Annotated in this window: 15 protein-coding genes; 7 read left to right on the forward strand and 8 right to left on the reverse strand. The window is 59.2% G+C overall.

The genetic code is table 11. From position 1 onward, the window contains the following. Positions 1–62: 62 nt before the first annotated feature. From AC58D2_RS02850 to AC58D2_RS02880, 7 genes are all read left to right on the forward strand, one after another. Complete coding sequence (locus tag AC58D2_RS02850) at positions 63–692, forward strand: sigma-70 family RNA polymerase sigma factor (protein WP_494227877.1); 630 nt, start codon at positions 63–65, stop codon at positions 690–692. A 673-nt stretch (positions 693–1,365) separates the two neighbouring features. After that, positions 1,366–2,190, forward strand: coding sequence for a hypothetical protein (locus AC58D2_RS02855; RefSeq protein ID WP_494227261.1), 825 nt, complete (start codon positions 1,366–1,368; stop codon positions 2,188–2,190). 15 nt (positions 2,191–2,205) lie between these two features. Continuing rightward, positions 2,206–2,904: a matrixin family metalloprotease gene (locus AC58D2_RS02860; protein ID WP_120108449.1), complete on the forward strand. Its 699-nt coding sequence runs from the start codon at positions 2,206–2,208 to the stop codon at positions 2,902–2,904. Further along, on the forward strand, positions 2,891–3,433 hold the full coding sequence (locus AC58D2_RS02865; protein WP_120108451.1) for a hypothetical protein: 543 nt from the start codon (positions 2,891–2,893) through the stop codon (positions 3,431–3,433). Before AC58D2_RS02860 ends, AC58D2_RS02865 begins: the two co-directional genes overlap by 14 nt. A 244-nt stretch (positions 3,434–3,677) precedes the next feature. After that, positions 3,678–4,076, forward strand: a complete 399-nt coding sequence (locus AC58D2_RS02870) for a single-stranded DNA-binding protein (protein WP_120108453.1) — start codon at positions 3,678–3,680, stop codon at positions 4,074–4,076. An 800-nt stretch (positions 4,077–4,876) separates the two neighbouring features. Then, positions 4,877–5,098 carry a hypothetical protein gene (locus tag AC58D2_RS02875; RefSeq protein WP_120108455.1) on the forward strand — a complete coding sequence of 74 codons (222 nt, stop codon included), beginning with the start codon at positions 4,877–4,879 and terminating at the stop codon, positions 5,096–5,098. Between the two features lie 640 nt (positions 5,099–5,738). Beyond that, positions 5,739–6,647 (forward strand): EamA family transporter, encoded by a 909-nt coding sequence (locus AC58D2_RS02880; RefSeq protein ID WP_494227685.1) that lies wholly within the window; start codon positions 5,739–5,741, stop codon positions 6,645–6,647. A gap of 80 nt (positions 6,648–6,727) precedes the next feature. Here AC58D2_RS02880 and AC58D2_RS02885 read toward each other — a convergent pair whose 3' ends face one another. The 8 genes from AC58D2_RS02885 to AC58D2_RS02920 form a co-directional block, all read right to left on the reverse strand. Continuing rightward, on the reverse strand, positions 6,728–8,056 hold the full coding sequence (locus tag AC58D2_RS02885; RefSeq protein ID WP_046904104.1) for a type II toxin-antitoxin system HipA family toxin: 1,329 nt from the start codon (positions 8,054–8,056) through the stop codon (positions 6,728–6,730). Then, on the reverse strand, positions 8,057–8,305 hold the full coding sequence (locus AC58D2_RS02890; RefSeq protein ID WP_046904105.1) for a helix-turn-helix domain-containing protein: 249 nt from the start codon (positions 8,303–8,305) through the stop codon (positions 8,057–8,059). It abuts the gene before it with no gap. Positions 8,306–8,500: 195 nt separating this feature from the next. Further along, positions 8,501–9,235 (reverse strand): PepSY domain-containing protein, encoded by a 735-nt coding sequence (locus AC58D2_RS02895; RefSeq protein ID WP_120108460.1) that lies wholly within the window; start codon positions 9,233–9,235, stop codon positions 8,501–8,503. 23 nt (positions 9,236–9,258) lie between these two features. Beyond that, complete coding sequence (locus AC58D2_RS02900; protein WP_240623733.1) at positions 9,259–9,780, reverse strand: YybH family protein; 522 nt, start codon at positions 9,778–9,780, stop codon at positions 9,259–9,261. 21 nt (positions 9,781–9,801) lie between these two features. Then, positions 9,802–10,917, reverse strand: a complete 1,116-nt coding sequence (locus AC58D2_RS02905; RefSeq protein ID WP_120108463.1) for a copper resistance protein B — start codon at positions 10,915–10,917, stop codon at positions 9,802–9,804. Beyond that, positions 10,917–12,731, reverse strand: coding sequence for a copper resistance system multicopper oxidase (locus AC58D2_RS02910; RefSeq protein ID WP_046904108.1), 1,815 nt, complete (start codon positions 12,729–12,731; stop codon positions 10,917–10,919). Before AC58D2_RS02910 ends, AC58D2_RS02905 begins: the two co-directional genes overlap by 1 nt. Positions 12,732–12,787: 56 nt before the next feature. After that, positions 12,788–13,348 (reverse strand): RNA polymerase sigma factor, encoded by a 561-nt coding sequence (locus AC58D2_RS02915; RefSeq protein WP_047822753.1) that lies wholly within the window; start codon positions 13,346–13,348, stop codon positions 12,788–12,790. 6 nt (positions 13,349–13,354) lie between these two features. Further along, entirely contained in the window at positions 13,355–13,789 is a 435-nt protein-coding gene (locus tag AC58D2_RS02920) for a periplasmic heavy metal sensor (protein ID WP_103022911.1), read from the reverse strand. Positions 13,790–14,106 lie beyond the last annotated feature (317 nt).

The raw sequence follows: 14,106 nt of genomic DNA on the forward strand, positions 1-14,106 counted from the left end.
CGTTTTACAGGAAGGGACGGGCCCTTCTCCGGTATTGGGGCACTGGCGCTTCGGGGTTTTCCATGATCGAAAATAAAGCCGATAAAGCTGACGGGTCCGAGGAGGCGTTGCGACCGATGGATGAAGCAGTGCGCCGGGCCCTGGTGGATAGCCACGAAGATATGCTGCGTTTCCTTATCGGCCGCATGCGGGGGCGTCAGGAGGCGGAGGAAGTTCTCCAGCGTTTCATGCTTCGTGCGATCGAGCGGGCTGGGGACCTGCGGGATGTGGGTTCGGTCAAGGGATGGCTCTCCCGAGTGCTGGCGACGACCATTGCCGACTTTTACCGACAGGCTGCGCGCGGACGTAAACACGAAACCGCCATTGATCCTCAGGAACTTGCCGAACTTGCCGAGGCGGAAATCGTGTCGGACGAAGAGATAGAAGCTGCCGTCTGCAACTGTCTCTATCGACTCCTGCCAACGCTCAGGCCGGATTATTCCGAAGTCATCTGGCGCGCTGATTTGCTTGAGGAACCGCGCGAAAGCATTGCCGACGCACTCGATACAAGTGTCAACAATATCAATGTACGTCTTCATCGTGCGCGCGCCGCGCTTCGCACGCGTCTGCTCCAGATGTGCCGCACTTGTGTCATTCACGGTTTTCTCGATTGCGAATGCCAGCATGAGAAGGAGCAAGCACCCGCGCCGTAGGCGCGGACTGTTGGGGGCCGCACTATCTGGGCGATGCTAGTCTCCCTCCTTCGGCCGCGCGTCTCCTTGGCTGCATGGTCGTGTAGCTTTATCGTTTTGGCGTGGATCGCTGTCGACGCCCAAGGTCCAGGACGGTGGGTCGCTCGCGGGAAACGATTCGTTCAGGGCTTCGTCGATCGCTCGCTCTTCCGGGCCGGAGGAGCGCGTCTCTGGCTTGCATCGTGGCCGGTCCGTGGGGGCGTTCGTCATTGGCTTGGCTCTTGCCTTCAATCGCTACAATCTCAGCTCGTCTGGCCGGACCGACGAGCTTGAGGCGGGGCTGGCAAGGCTATCGACACGACCGCCCGCTATGCGCACCTTGATGATGCCCATATCATCACAGCGGTGGATGCTGTTGGTTCCGAGCTAGAACGGCAGCTTTTTGCAGGATGAGAATTTTCAAAGTAGTTCGCCAGCATCAGCACAGCCTCAATCAGCGCCCGCTTTGATGAGCCTTGGATTGTCGCCATATGTGACTAAAAGTGCTGCTCCACCACCTGCCACGGCGGCCTCGGGCTCTGGGCGTTTCGCTACTTTGGTTGGCCATGAAGCTTTCGCATGTGGTAGCCTTTCCCGCAACTTGAAGGAACTGAACCTGCATTGCTGATTTGTCTTCTCTATGAGGAGACTATGTATGCAATTCTCCGCCGCGCGCCTTGCCAGAGCAAGCTTCGTATTCGCGTTCGCCATTGCTTCCATTGGGGTTGCTTCGAAAGCGCAGCAAAGTGAGGTTCCACCTCCTCCAGACCCCGGCGTGTCGGGCTCCGACACGTACGTTGCAACCTGGGAGGACATCCAAGAAGAAAGATCGAAGGCGTTCGCAACACTAGGGATTGCTCCGCAACAACAAGCGTTGCGGGCTCAGGTTCGCAATTCTGCCCGAAAACTGGTTCAGAACAATCTTACGGCAACCCGCAGCGCGGAAATTCCCGATCTCTTTATCGACGAAATCGCTCAACTCTTGCTCTCGATCGGCTACAGACCGGGGGATCTCCCGAAGAGCCAAGGGGACGCGACATCGACCATCCTTTCCGCCCAGAACGTCGTGTCGGGAAATCCTACTTTCGACGATTACCTCGCCCTGTCCAAAGACGTCGTTGTGGCGACTATTGAGAGCATTTCAGCAGCACAGGATGCGGATGATGGTATGAATCTCACCGTAACCTTCACCGTCGATAAAGTTGCGAAGGGCAATCTTCAACCTGGCCAGACAGTGACGATCCGGCAGTATTCTAACTCCCCGCCAGGCGCGAGCCCAGCTAATCCCGAAGGGCAATATCTCTTGTTTTTGTCTCAGGCGAGGTACGACTACGTCTCTGCTCGGCGTGCTGGAAGGCGCCCACAGAGGTCCGGTCAGGTCTTTGGTGAAGTTTTTCAACCCTACAGGGTTGAAGGTGACCGATTGCTTAGCGTTGGGGAGGGCCAACCGGTCCCGACGAAAGCAGTATCTGCTATTTAGCTGAAGGTAGAGAACATGCGAATATTCCCATCTTTGGCATTAACCGCTAGCGTCATTGTCGGAACTGCGGCGTTTTGGCCGTCCGAGGTAGAAGCAAATAACTGCAAGTACAGTTCAACAAACAAAAATTGTCCGGATGTTGCAAACCAATGGACTTGGGGACGACAAGATGCATCCTCATTGCGGTTTACCATCAATGATAGCGTTCCAAGCGCGTGTCAAAGTCCCGCTTATGCAGCATTGAATACATGGAACTCTTCGACATTTCGTTTTTCGTTTGTATGGGGAGGATACACCACTACCGAATCTCGCGTGAAGCAGGGTGAGTATCTGGCTCCAACAAGCGCGAACCGCATCGATACCGTAGACATCAACGTCGGTGAAACGCTCAGCTATGCCGCGGCGTCCACGCAGTTTGATTGGGGTACCTATAATTCAGCTGCGGGCCGATACAACTTGAAAGATGGTGATATTCAGATCGCGCCTGGAACGCTCACCAGTGCCTATTGTGGTAGTGGGAGCACACCTAATAACATGAAGGATTTTCGAGGATTGGTCGCCCATGAGCTGGGGCATGCAGTCGGATTAGGTCACAAGCTCACGTCGCAAACCATATCCGATGTTATGTACGGCTGGTCAATTGATGGTCCTCGGCCAACGGTACTGTCTACTCCAGATCGCGAAAGTGCGGAGTACCTGTATGGCCGAAGGTAAACTCAGGATCGCCGGAGCCGCCGCAATGGCATTCATGTTGCTCGCTCTGGTGGGTTGTAGCTACAACCGTCAAGTTGCATCCGCCTCCAGTGGATTGGCTGATGCCCGTTTGGCGACGATTGAGCTGGAAGACAGGACTAGCTTAAATTTTGCTCTACCTAGAAGCGCAGTAATTGAGGAAGGGGGTGGACATAGCCTGCGTGGGTTACAGGCGGTCACCAACGATGCATTTATTCGCGTCGGGGTTGGCAACGAAAGTGGAGATATCTCTTGTCGGGATGGGGAGAAATGTCAGGCTCTACGCCAAGTTGAGCCTATCGGAGAGATGATTTATTACATTCGCGAGCTTATTAAACCAAGAAGTGCTCAAGAGATTGGTCACTCATCCGGTACGCAATCGTACAGTGCGCATATGCTGGCTTTGGGAAGATTGAACGCCAGTAATGTGATATTTGTTGATGCGTATTGCGTGAGCACTACGCCCTGCATTGACCAAGCGAAGCGTTTTCAATTCACCGTTAAGCGATAGGGCTCATGTTGCCCTAGCGGTTATCTATTCTCGGCCGATTGACCAATACAGGTTAGCTGAGGCCGGCAACGCCTTTGCTTCGGGCCGTGTTGGCAGCTGCGCTGCCTGCCCGCACCACCCCTTGCAAAAGCGTTTCCCTTGGGCGCGGGCGCGCCCTGCGGTGCAATCCTCCCATGCCCTGCTTCTTCTGGATGTTCGCAAGCCGGAAATGGTTTCCGGTTTGGCACACCGAAGGACCAGTCACATGACCAATCTCGTAATCCTGACCGGCCGTCTCGACCGCGATCCCGAATCCCGCGAGACCAAGGGCGGAACCTCCGTCACCGGCATCACCGTCGTCACCGACCGCCCCGCGCGCGACAAGGACGGCAAGACCTACAAGGATGACAACGGCTACACCGCCAAGGACAGCGAATTCCACCGGGTGACCTGCTTCAACGGCCTCTCCAAGACCGTCGGGCAGTTCTGCACCAAGGGCCAGCTCGTCTCAGTCCAGGGCCGGCTCCACTACACCCAGTGGGAAGACCAAGAAGGCGTCAAGCGCTACGGCTGCGAGATCCTCGCAGACAAGGTCGACTTCCTCTCGCGCGGCAACGCCAGGGATGGCGACGGAGACAACCGCGACGCGCCCGAGATCGACTGACATCGATCAACCGGCGATCGACGAAGGGGCTCTGCCGCAAGCGCGGCAGGGCTCCTTCTTTGGGTCGGGAATGACCGAAGCCTTTTAGAATTCCTTTCCCAGGTTGCTGATATTCGTTGCGCCATGAACGATCAGACCCACACCTGTTATCCGGGCGAAACCGCAACCGCGGTCGAAGTGGTCGCTGTTGCCGATGAGTACAGATTGTCGGCATCTCTTCTCTTACGGAACGGGCGACCAAGGGAACCACGGTCGCGGGCGCCGTTTCGTATGGTCGCGATCCATGCGGTCGAACTCTATCTGAACGCGTTCCTTCTCCACTCGGGCCATGCCGCAGGGCAGGTCCGGGGGCTCCAGCACAACCTAGCGGCACGGGCTGACCTTGCCTGCGAGTTCGGCCTGTCGCTGAGAAAGCGTACGCGAGAACACCTCCACGCCATGGCGAGATCACGCGAATTCTTAATCACACGATACGTGCCCAGCGGAACGAGTCTGTCAGAGATCAACCGCCTCCAGGCCACGCTCGCAGAGGTCGCGCAGAAGGTATCAGCAGCGATCTAGGTCGGTACCGGAGGGAGGGGGGCCTGGCTCACGTTCTTCCATGGTGATGGGCGTGCGGCCGACGCGTCAAGGACGGCAGGGTCCCACCATTTTGTCTCTCCTTCGCTTCGCTACGCTCCGACAAAATCGTTTCCCCTACCGCCGCTTCGCGGTCGCCCTCCCAGGGCGATCCCTGACTCGCCGACCACACGCCCATCCGTCCTGCTCCTGCCGTCAACGGCAGACTTCAGGAGGATATCATGGCTTCAATCGCTCAGCTTCATTTGACCTCGGACAGGTACTTTGCCGCGCTGGCCGTTGCAGAGTGTCGGGCACTGCACAGCTTCTTCGATCAGCACATCGTCGAGGATCGCGAATTGGGATACTTTGCGCTGGATGAGGGCGACTACAACGCTCTTCCCGCGCACTTGGCTGCGCGCGTCGTGCACACCGTTCATGGGGCGATGCTCGACGAGTTCTGACTTCACGCAAAGGGCGGGGGCCGGCGGCGGCTCCTGCCCTTTTTTCTTGCTCGCAGGTCCTAGGAAGGGTGCATGTCTACTGATTGAATGCCTTGTGCGCTGGCAGATCAACGTGTGGGGCGGCGATGGCTATCTGATCCCCACCACGGGCTCAGCCAGCTTGGCAGTTCGAGCTTTTTTGCCCGTGTCCTGGCGAAAGGCTAGCGCTTCAGATGGGTACTGGTCGATACAATTTCCGACGCAAATCGAGCGGCTTATGGAAGTCGCGCGGGGTGCTCAGGCGCGGCCAATCCTTGGTCCACTAAGGCCAGTTGGTATCCCGGAGCCGATTTTCGCCCTGAATCTCGCGTTGTCCTCGAAAGGCCCATCCGCTACCGCTCCGAAAATAAGAGAACAAATTCAAATTATTGAACGGAACTCACGGGCTACTGGAGACGACCGCGCACATGGGAACTTGACAGGCACACCGTACGCAGCGGTAGCTGCATAGGATGGCAAAAAAGCGCGAAGTAACAGAAGCATCGCTAGTCCGAAGGGGCGAGCAATCATGTGGTAGCCAAGGCGCAGGAGTATCCCGTCGCTGGACCTGCGCATCCCACCATTGTGGGCACCGGGATGGAGGGCTATCGCTTAACCTACTATGCCAGCGCGTCTTTCCGCAATCTTAGTGTTGCTTCTTTGGGCGTCCTGCTATCCGCTCATAACGGTCGGTCTCGACAGCGCGCCCCATCTCACCTTCGCCGTGCTGCGCGCGGTTCTTGCAGGCACCACGTTACTGGCGGTCGGTATCATTCTAAGAAAGCCCTTTCCGCGCGATGGAAGCATCTGGGGATGGATCATCCTTGCCGGTCTCGGCATGACGGGGCTGGGTTACTACGGGATGTTCCACGCTGCAGAGTTCGTTTCGCCCGGCCTTGCAACCGTCATCGCCAACGGCCAACCCCTCATCGCGGCAGGTCTCGCCTTTCTGTTTCTCCGCGAGCGCCTGTCCTCCAAAGGCTGGATCGGGTTATGGCTCGGCTTTGCGGGAATCCTCATTATTGCTGGCCCACGAATTCTCCAAGGTCCGCTGGCGCTCTCAACCGGCTTTGCATATGTGCTGCTTGCGGCCTTCGGCGTTGCCGTGGGCAACATCGCCATCAAGAAGCTCTCGGGGCGCGCCGACGCAGCGATCGCCATGGGCCTTCAACTCCTCATCGGCGCTGTCCCGCTCGCGTTTCTGGCTTTGCTTACCGAAGATCAGGGCCAAATCGACTGGTCGCCGGTTTTCATCGCGAGCCTGCTTGGGTTGGCGATCCCAGGTACAGCCCTCGCATTCTGGCTGTGGCAATATACGCTCGGCAAAATCGAACTCTCGAAGGCTAATGTATTCAGCTTCCTGGTGCCCGTTTTCGGTCTAACGATCGGCGCTGCCTTCTTCGGTGAAAGGCTTACACCCCTGATCATCATGGGCACAGCAATTGCAACCGCGGGCGTATGGCTGACGACCATAAAGTCATCGAGTGACGTTCAGCCGAAAGCGAAAGGAGCGAGGGACGGGCGCGCATAAGGGATGCTCTTCGTGAAAAAATCAGGTGGCGATGGGCTGCAGCAAAGGGCGGGCGATGACTTCGTTGGCGGATGCTAAAGCTAAAACTCCTCAAGCGCGCTCGAAAGCCTGGGCAAACGCGTCGCCAGGGCCGCAGCTATGCAGTCATGAACAGGTTCGGCGAAGTCCACCGGCATCGCTTCGCGCGCTACCGTCGGCGCATCACGTGCGCGGTCCATCAGTTCGTTGATGGCTGCACGCATGAGGCCTTTGCCAAGCCCCGCTGACTTGCCCGACTGGACAAAATGCCGACCGGTCACCTCGTTCAGCCGGTAGTGACGGTTGGTGCCTGCGGACATCGCGAGCCGGAACCTGTTCTGCGCAATCTGGTCGGAGTCGACGGCCGGTTGGGCCGAGAGCACATCGTAGAAGGGGGTCAGGCTGTAGCGTCCGCCGGGCTTCAGGAAGATACTGAAATTCTTGGCGTGCCCGTCCGTTGCACCAATGAGCCAGAAGAGGATCTGGCTCTTGAAAAAGGCGGCTGCGTCGGCTTGCGGATCGTCAGCACCGCGCAACAGGCCGAAGATATCCTTCATGTTCGGGCCGCCATCGCTCTGATATTTGTGCGTGGGCGGATAGCCGAGTGCTTGGCAGCAGTCCTCTTGCGGCAGACGCAGGATTTGCTTGGCGTTGCGCCAGTGCCTGTCGAACCGTTCGACGACGAGAACTCGGCGCTGGCCGACGGTCGCGATCTCTGTCGCTGCGACCGACAGGCCGAACGCTTTCATCAGCGTCATGCAATAGTGCTCGTTGTCGACGCTGTTCGACATGTCGATCATCCCGTCGGCGCTGGGTATCTGTCCAAGTTGCGGCTTCAGGATGTGAGTTGTCGGGGTCACACCGGCCGGTCGGTGCCATTTCCCATCGATTCGAAGCAGGGCCGTCTTCTCCTGCGCGCCGGCAACCGAGATCCTGAATTCCTGTTCCCGATCGACGCCAAGTGGAGCCCGTGCGAGATCGGCGAGAAGGGCCTCGACTTCGGTGTCGCTGACCGGTTCGCTTTCGATGTCGGTACTCTGCGCCTGATCTGCGCCTTCGGGCAGGAACTGCATGGCACCGACGCAGTCGCGTCCGATGGCTTCGAGTAGGCTGTAGAAGTCGGTGCCCTGAGCGCCCATGCGCTCGGCTACGCGGCGGCGTACTGCATCCCTGTCCGGGAGAAGATTGTCGAACACGGCGATGACCGGAGCGCCACGATAGGCCGCCGGGGTCAGAGGCAGCGAGAGCGACGCTGCGAAGCGGTGCTCCCAGGCCAGCCACTCTTCGGAATACCGGAAACTGATTGCACCGCTCGCCGCCTTTTCGAGGCGGCCGACCTGCCTGCCGTTGATAAGTACATCGAGGGGCGCATGGGTCTTTTTGCGCGCCATTTAGAAGACGTCCTCAATCGAGGCGCCGTCCTGCTGACGCGGCACGATCTGAAGATCGAGGCCGAGGACTGCGATGACACTGATGAGCGTGTCGAGCTTTGTTCCTTCGCTTCCGTTCTCTATGGCCGAGATGGTTTTCTGCTGCGTCCCGGCGAGTCTGGCGAGCTCGGTTTGGGTCAGGCCCTTGCCGAGGCGATGGGTCTGGATCACGGCTCCGAGTTGACTGGGAAGCCTGACGATCTGGCGCATAGCATACCTCCACACTCCACTATACCGCCAAGGGTATAAAATGGCAATATACCTTTTGGTGAATAAATCACCCTTATTCCTTGGGGGGTATGCTGCATCCGATCGCCACGAGAGATCCATCAATGGTGCCGGCCAGGCGAACCTCGCGTAGGAGAGAGGCGTCTTGAACAGGATGATCCGACCCGTGTCGGCGAGTCAGGAACCGGACTTTCGTTTCCAACTCAGCCATCTGATCCTTGGTAGCCTGTTGGCCAGCAGAACAAATCCCGAAAGGGCAATGAACGTCCCTGCGATACCAAACAGGAGAAGCCACCAGCTGTTGATGCGGTCGCGCTGGGTCCAGTCCATGATGTGAAGGCCCCAGATGAAATCGAAGAGCCGCCAGGTATCGCTTCGCGCTGACAGGATCGTTCCGCTCGAGGCACCGATATAGACGCGTGTCGCGTCGCGATCGTCATAGGTGATCTGCCAGGCCGGGAAGGGCCCCCTGAATTCGGTCCCGACGTCGCGTTCGACAAGCCGCGCGGCGTTGACCGAGGTTTCCGGGCCAATCCAGGCGCGGCGAGCGATCGCGCGCGCTGTCGCGGCCGAAATTGGGGACAGCAAGCGTCCGCTACGCGGATCATGTAGCGTGACGCCGCCATCCGCTCGCCGCACTTCGGTCACCACCTTGCTTTCGAGAGCACGGGTCGTGACTGCAGTCACGTCGTCTTGTCTCTCCAGCCATTCGGGTAACTCGGCCCCGGCCGGCAATATTTGCGCAGACCGGGATACGACATGCTCCGAGCGTACCTCCTCGAGATCGAGAAAGGACATCAAGGCACCGGTGCCCATCCACAGCAGAACTTGCACCCCGATCAGGAGCGCCAACCACTTGTGGAGCTTGCTGCCAAAGACATGCAAGCGCAGTTTGAGCGACCGCGAAGCCAACTGTCTTGCCGCTCCGTAGCGGGTCAGGGCCGCCGCGGCGCGCGCGAGGAGGAGTGGTACTGCACGATCTTCCAGCCCGATTCATCGTGCGAAAGGACCGAGGTCGCGACCCCGTCACGCTCGATCACGCGCCCGTCCTCGAGCTCGATCCGGTAGCCATACGTTTCGTAGCCATAGGCCATATGGCCGTTACGGGTCACGGACAGCGTCGGATCGGTGAAAGTAAAGCTTGTGATCGCGTCGAGCTCCGGACCGAGATGGTGGTCCATGTAATTGGCGAAACTCCCCTCGGCCTTGCCGTTCTCGAAGATCGCGGAAGTTTCCGCGAACAGGGCCGACATGCCTGCGGCATCGCGCGACATCAATGCGGCGCGATAAGCCTTGAGAATATCTTCAGCTCCTGACACATCTTCGCTGGCCGAAGCTGTCTTCTCGGAATGATGTGTCCCATGTCGGGAATGGTCCATGTCCTGCGCCGCCGCTGGCACTGGCACCGCGGCAATGGCTAGCGCGACAAGCGGCGCTCGCAATAGAGTGTTCATCATGTCAATTTCTTCTCCCTTGACCTAAAACCAGAACCGCACGCCGACGACGTAGTTCGTTACGCTGGGGTCCTCGCCGGCGGCCCTTGCGAAATCGCGGCTGTTGCCGATCTTCCATTCCTGGTCGATGCCGATATAGGGCGCGAATTCGCGCGCGAATTCGTAGCGCAGGCGAATGCCGACCTCGATCGTATCGATCCCCGAGCCGATCCCGAGTTCGGGAATGTCCTGTGCTGACAGCGCGATTTCGGCGCGCGGCTGCACGATCAGACGCTGTGTGATGAACTGATCGATTTCACCTTCAATTCGTGCGGTAAGATCGCCCTTGTTCGACAGAAATGCTGCTGCATCGACCTCGAACTCATAGGGAACGAGCCCTTGGATGCCCACAACCGCATGGGTGCGTTCAGGCCCGGTAAAATCCTGCCGCACGCCCGCCTGAAAATCGAAGAAAGGCGCAATGGCACGGCTCCAAAGCGCCTGCACTTCGGCGCTTTCAATGGTCTCGCCGAAGCTGCCTTCGCCTTCGGATTTGAACCAGAACTTGTTGTAGTCACCGCCATAATAACCCTGGACGTCCCACAAATAGCCGTCGTCGCCCTCGCGCAGGCGGTATTCGAGCCGGTCGCCCTGAAACCAGAATACCGGCGTTCCGCTCACTTCCTTGGTGACGGCCGCCCGAGACGCAGCCATTTCCTCTGCGCCGACAAAGGCATCGGCGGCAAAGGCGGGGCCCTGTAGCGCTTCAGGCGGGGGAGGGCCTTCCGGGATCGCCATATGGTCGGCGGATGCTCCATGGCCCATCGCGGAATGATCCATTTGCGACATGCCGCCCTCATCCTCCTTGCCGGTCATGGGCATCGCGCCATGCTGGGCTGCCCCATGATCCATGTTCGAATGATCCATAACCTCCGGGTTCTCAACCTCCTCCTGAGGATGCTGCGTCCGGGAGTGATCCATCTGAGGTTGATCCGGCGCATGGTGATCGTGCGCCTCGCTCGCAGCCTCGTCGTCTTGAGCAGCTTGCCCGGCCTGGCTCTGCGGTTCGGCAGCCTGCGTGCCGTGATCATGCTGCTGTGCCCAGACTGCGCTCGGAAGTGCCAGCAGGGGGAGGGCGATCATCATGGTCGCGCGCTTCATCAGCCTTCTCCTCCCTCGAGCGGTCGGACCGTCACCACCTGAAACATTCCGTTATGCATGTGGTAAAAGAGATGACAGTGGAACGCCCAGTCGCCCCGTTCATTGGCGGTCAGGTCGAATTGCGCGCTGCCGCCGGGCTGGACCGTCAGCGTATGTTTGAGCGGTTGACGGTCGGCCGGAGCCCCGTTCACGAGTTCGAAGAAGTGTCCGTGCAAATGGATCGGATGCGCCATCATGGTGTTGTTGATGAGCTTGACGCGCACGCGCTCGTTATAGGCAAATTGAATCGGCTCGGTGATCTCGTCGAACTTCTTCCCGTCGAACGACCACATATACCGCTCCATATTGCCGGTTAGATGGATCGTCTTGAGCCGGCTCGGACGCCGGTTGTCGGTATTGGGCTTGGCGGCGATAAGCTGGTTGTAGTTGAGCACGCGGTGGCTCACATCGTCGAGCCCGAGGCCAGGAAAACCCATCCGGTCGATAGGATTCATGGCAACCGAGTCGATCCCTGGACCAACTTTCACATTGGGTGGAAGCAGTGATGTATCGCGCATGTTCATACCCGACATGCCGGCCATCCCAGCCATCTCGGATCCACCGCTGGAGCCATGATCCATTCCGGCCATGCCACCCGCGCTTTGATCCATGCTCGCCGCGGCACCGTGACCCGCATGCCCGTCTCCAGCAGCGCCTGCGCTATCGCCGTGCCCGGCCATGCCCATATCGGTCATGGTGAGAAGCGGCGGTTTGCGCAGGGGCGGGACGCTGGCCCGGGCGCCGGGGCGACTGGCAAGGGTCGCCACGCCCATGCCCGAGCGATCAATGGCCTCGGCGACGAGCGAATAAGCCTCGCCGCGCGGCTCGATGATCACGTCGTAGGTTTCAGCAACACCGATCTGGAACTCGTCGGTCTCGACCGGCTGTACGTTTTGGCCATCGGCCTGAACCACGGTCATCGGCAGGCCAGGGATGCGGATATTGAAATAGGTCATCGCGGCGCCGTTGATAAAGCGCAGGCGGACCCTCTCTCCCGGCTGGAAAAGGTATTCGAGATCGTCTTCCGGCCCGTGACCATTGATGAGGAAGGTGTAGGTCGCGCCGCTCACGTCGGAGATGTCGGTCGGCATCATCCGCATGCGCGCCCACATTCGGCGCTCTTCGCCGCTCATGTCGTAGTCGTCGGTCCAGGTGGTTTTGCCATAGTTGAAGTAGCCCTCGGCGACCTTGAGTTTCTTCATGATCGAATAGGGACTCATGGTCGACCAGTCGGACAGCATGACAACATAGTCGCGGTCGTATTCATATGGTTCGGGCTCGATCGGGTCGACGATCAGGGGGCCGTAATGGCCAAGCGGCTCCTGCAGCGTATGCGCGTGCCACCAATAGGTGCCCGACTGGCGGATGGGAAACTGGTAACGATAGGTATCGCCCGGCTCAACAGCCGCCATGCTCACCCCGGGTACACCGTCCATAAGGAAGGGTACGAGCAATCCGTGCCAGTGAATGGAAGTGCCATGCGAACTCCGATTGAGGAGATCGACCGTCAGGTTCTGGCCTTCCTTGAGGCGCACCAAGGGTCCTGGGATGGTGCCATTCACGGCAACACCCGGCCCGCGGCGCGAGCCAGTGGTGAAGGTCGTGTCGGCGACGCTCATTGTAAGATGTTCGCCGGACAGAACGTCGCTCCCGCGGCGCGCGATCGTGCCATCGAGACCTCCGCGTGCCCACGCGGGCATTGCACCGGCAAGGCCAAGCATTCCGACCCCGCTTGCGCTAGACCCCAGAAATTTACGGCGATTGATCGCGACCATCGAAAGCTCCTGTATGAACGATACACCCTCAACTACGAAGGGCCCGGTTCTACCCCTCAAAAATTTTCCAGGCGGTCGCGCAATTTTTGCCGGGCACGATAGATGCGGGTCTCGATTGCCTTTTCCGACACGCCGAGAAGTTCGGCGGCTTCCGCCTGGCTGCGTCCGTCGATACTGACCAATATGAGCGCTTCGCGAAGACGGATCGGAAGACGCTCGATTTGCTCCAGGAGCATTCGCAATTCCTGGCGCTGCATCGCGATCTCTTGCGGATCGGGGCTGTCGTCAACAATCGCCAGTGTTTCAGATTCCGCGCCCAATCCGAAAAAGCGCGCCGTTTTGCGTTTGCGCAGCCTGTCGCGGCATTTGTTGAGCACGACTGTCGTCAAAAAAGGGCCAACAGGACGGTCCGGGTCGAGGCGGTGCCGGGCGACCCAGACCGAAGCAAGCCCGTCCTGAACAGCGTCTTCGGCCTGATGCGGAGACGCAAGCATGCGTGTCGCCAAAGCAATAAGCCGCGCTATATGGGGTTCGACCAGCGTCCCATATGCTGCCTTGCTGCCCCTGCGGGCATCTTCGACCAGGGCGGTCTCGGACCGGCTTTGCGCCTGCGTCACGGAAGCCTAATTACGCGAATTGCTGGTGAGCGCCTCGGAGACCTTCCGATCGAACAGGCGCTGCTGCTCGGGCTCGAGTATCTCGCGCATGTCGAAGACGTGTTGGACCGTGGCTTTCTGCAATTCGCCCATCCGTCCATGCACATCGTCAATCGCCGCGCTCACTTCGGGGCCATATTCGTGCTCGTCGGCCATCGCCTGAGCGAGCCTCGCATTTGCCGCGCGCAGCGATGACTCAAGTTCAGCACGCTCGACGGCGAAGCGGGCTTCCAGGGTCTCGAGGCGCGCGTTCTGGTCTTCGGTCAAAACCAGTTCCTCGTGCACGAACTGGTGCAGGCTGCCATTGTCTTCGTGGCTGAGCCAGCGATCAGCCGCGATCGCCCCCAAACATCCCGCGAGCCCGGCAAGAAGAACGGCAAGCAGGAGGCGTCCGTTCGTCAAAGTCTAGCTCCCGACATGCAGGAGAGCGGCGGGAGAAAGGTGCTCGTTCGACGCAAAATCATTATAGGCGGAACTCGCAGTTGAGCCCTGATTGTAGGGCATGATGGTCGTGCCGAAGCCTGCTCCAAGGCCGATGACGAACAGGCTGCAAAAGAGCGCGGCACGCCGGCGGCGATCGGCAACCTCGCCAAGTGTCCGTCGTCAGAACATTTGGCACAACTCGCGGCGTAGGTTTGCGGAGTGCGGGCCTCGTCTGAGGTTTGATGTTAGGCGGCGAGCCTGCGGTGTTGCAAGCGCCGATGTTCGAGTGTCTTTCG

It is taken from the genome of Sphingopyxis sp. CR5 (assembly GCF_059693785.1).

Bases quoted from the DNA above. Each gene is read 5' to 3' on its own strand.
- AC58D2_RS02870 (WP_120108453.1), top strand. From the start codon at position 3,678: ATGACCAATCTCGTAATCCTGACCGGCCGTCTCGACCGCGATCCCGAA.
- AC58D2_RS02865 (WP_120108451.1), top strand. From the start codon at position 2,891: ATGGCCGAAGGTAAACTCAGGATCGCCGGAGCCGCCGCAATGGCATTC.
- AC58D2_RS02860 (WP_120108449.1), top strand. From the start codon at position 2,206: ATGCGAATATTCCCATCTTTGGCATTAACCGCTAGCGTCATTGTCGGA.
- AC58D2_RS02875 (WP_120108455.1), top strand. From the start codon at position 4,877: ATGGCTTCAATCGCTCAGCTTCATTTGACCTCGGACAGGTACTTTGCC.
- AC58D2_RS02855 (WP_494227261.1), top strand. From the start codon at position 1,366: ATGCAATTCTCCGCCGCGCGCCTTGCCAGAGCAAGCTTCGTATTCGCG.
- AC58D2_RS02885 (WP_046904104.1), bottom strand. From the start codon at position 8,056: ATGGCGCGCAAAAAGACCCATGCGCCCCTCGATGTACTTATCAACGGC.
- AC58D2_RS02880 (WP_494227685.1), top strand. From the start codon at position 5,739: ATGCCAGCGCGTCTTTCCGCAATCTTAGTGTTGCTTCTTTGGGCGTCC.
- AC58D2_RS02850 (WP_494227877.1), top strand. From the start codon at position 63: ATGATCGAAAATAAAGCCGATAAAGCTGACGGGTCCGAGGAGGCGTTG.
- AC58D2_RS02900 (WP_240623733.1), bottom strand. From the start codon at position 9,780: ATGATGAACACTCTATTGCGAGCGCCGCTTGTCGCGCTAGCCATTGCC.
- AC58D2_RS02890 (WP_046904105.1), bottom strand. From the start codon at position 8,305: ATGCGCCAGATCGTCAGGCTTCCCAGTCAACTCGGAGCCGTGATCCAG.
- AC58D2_RS02905 (WP_120108463.1), bottom strand. From the start codon at position 10,917: ATGAAGCGCGCGACCATGATGATCGCCCTCCCCCTGCTGGCACTTCCG.
- AC58D2_RS02910 (WP_046904108.1), bottom strand. From the start codon at position 12,731: ATGGTCGCGATCAATCGCCGTAAATTTCTGGGGTCTAGCGCAAGCGGG.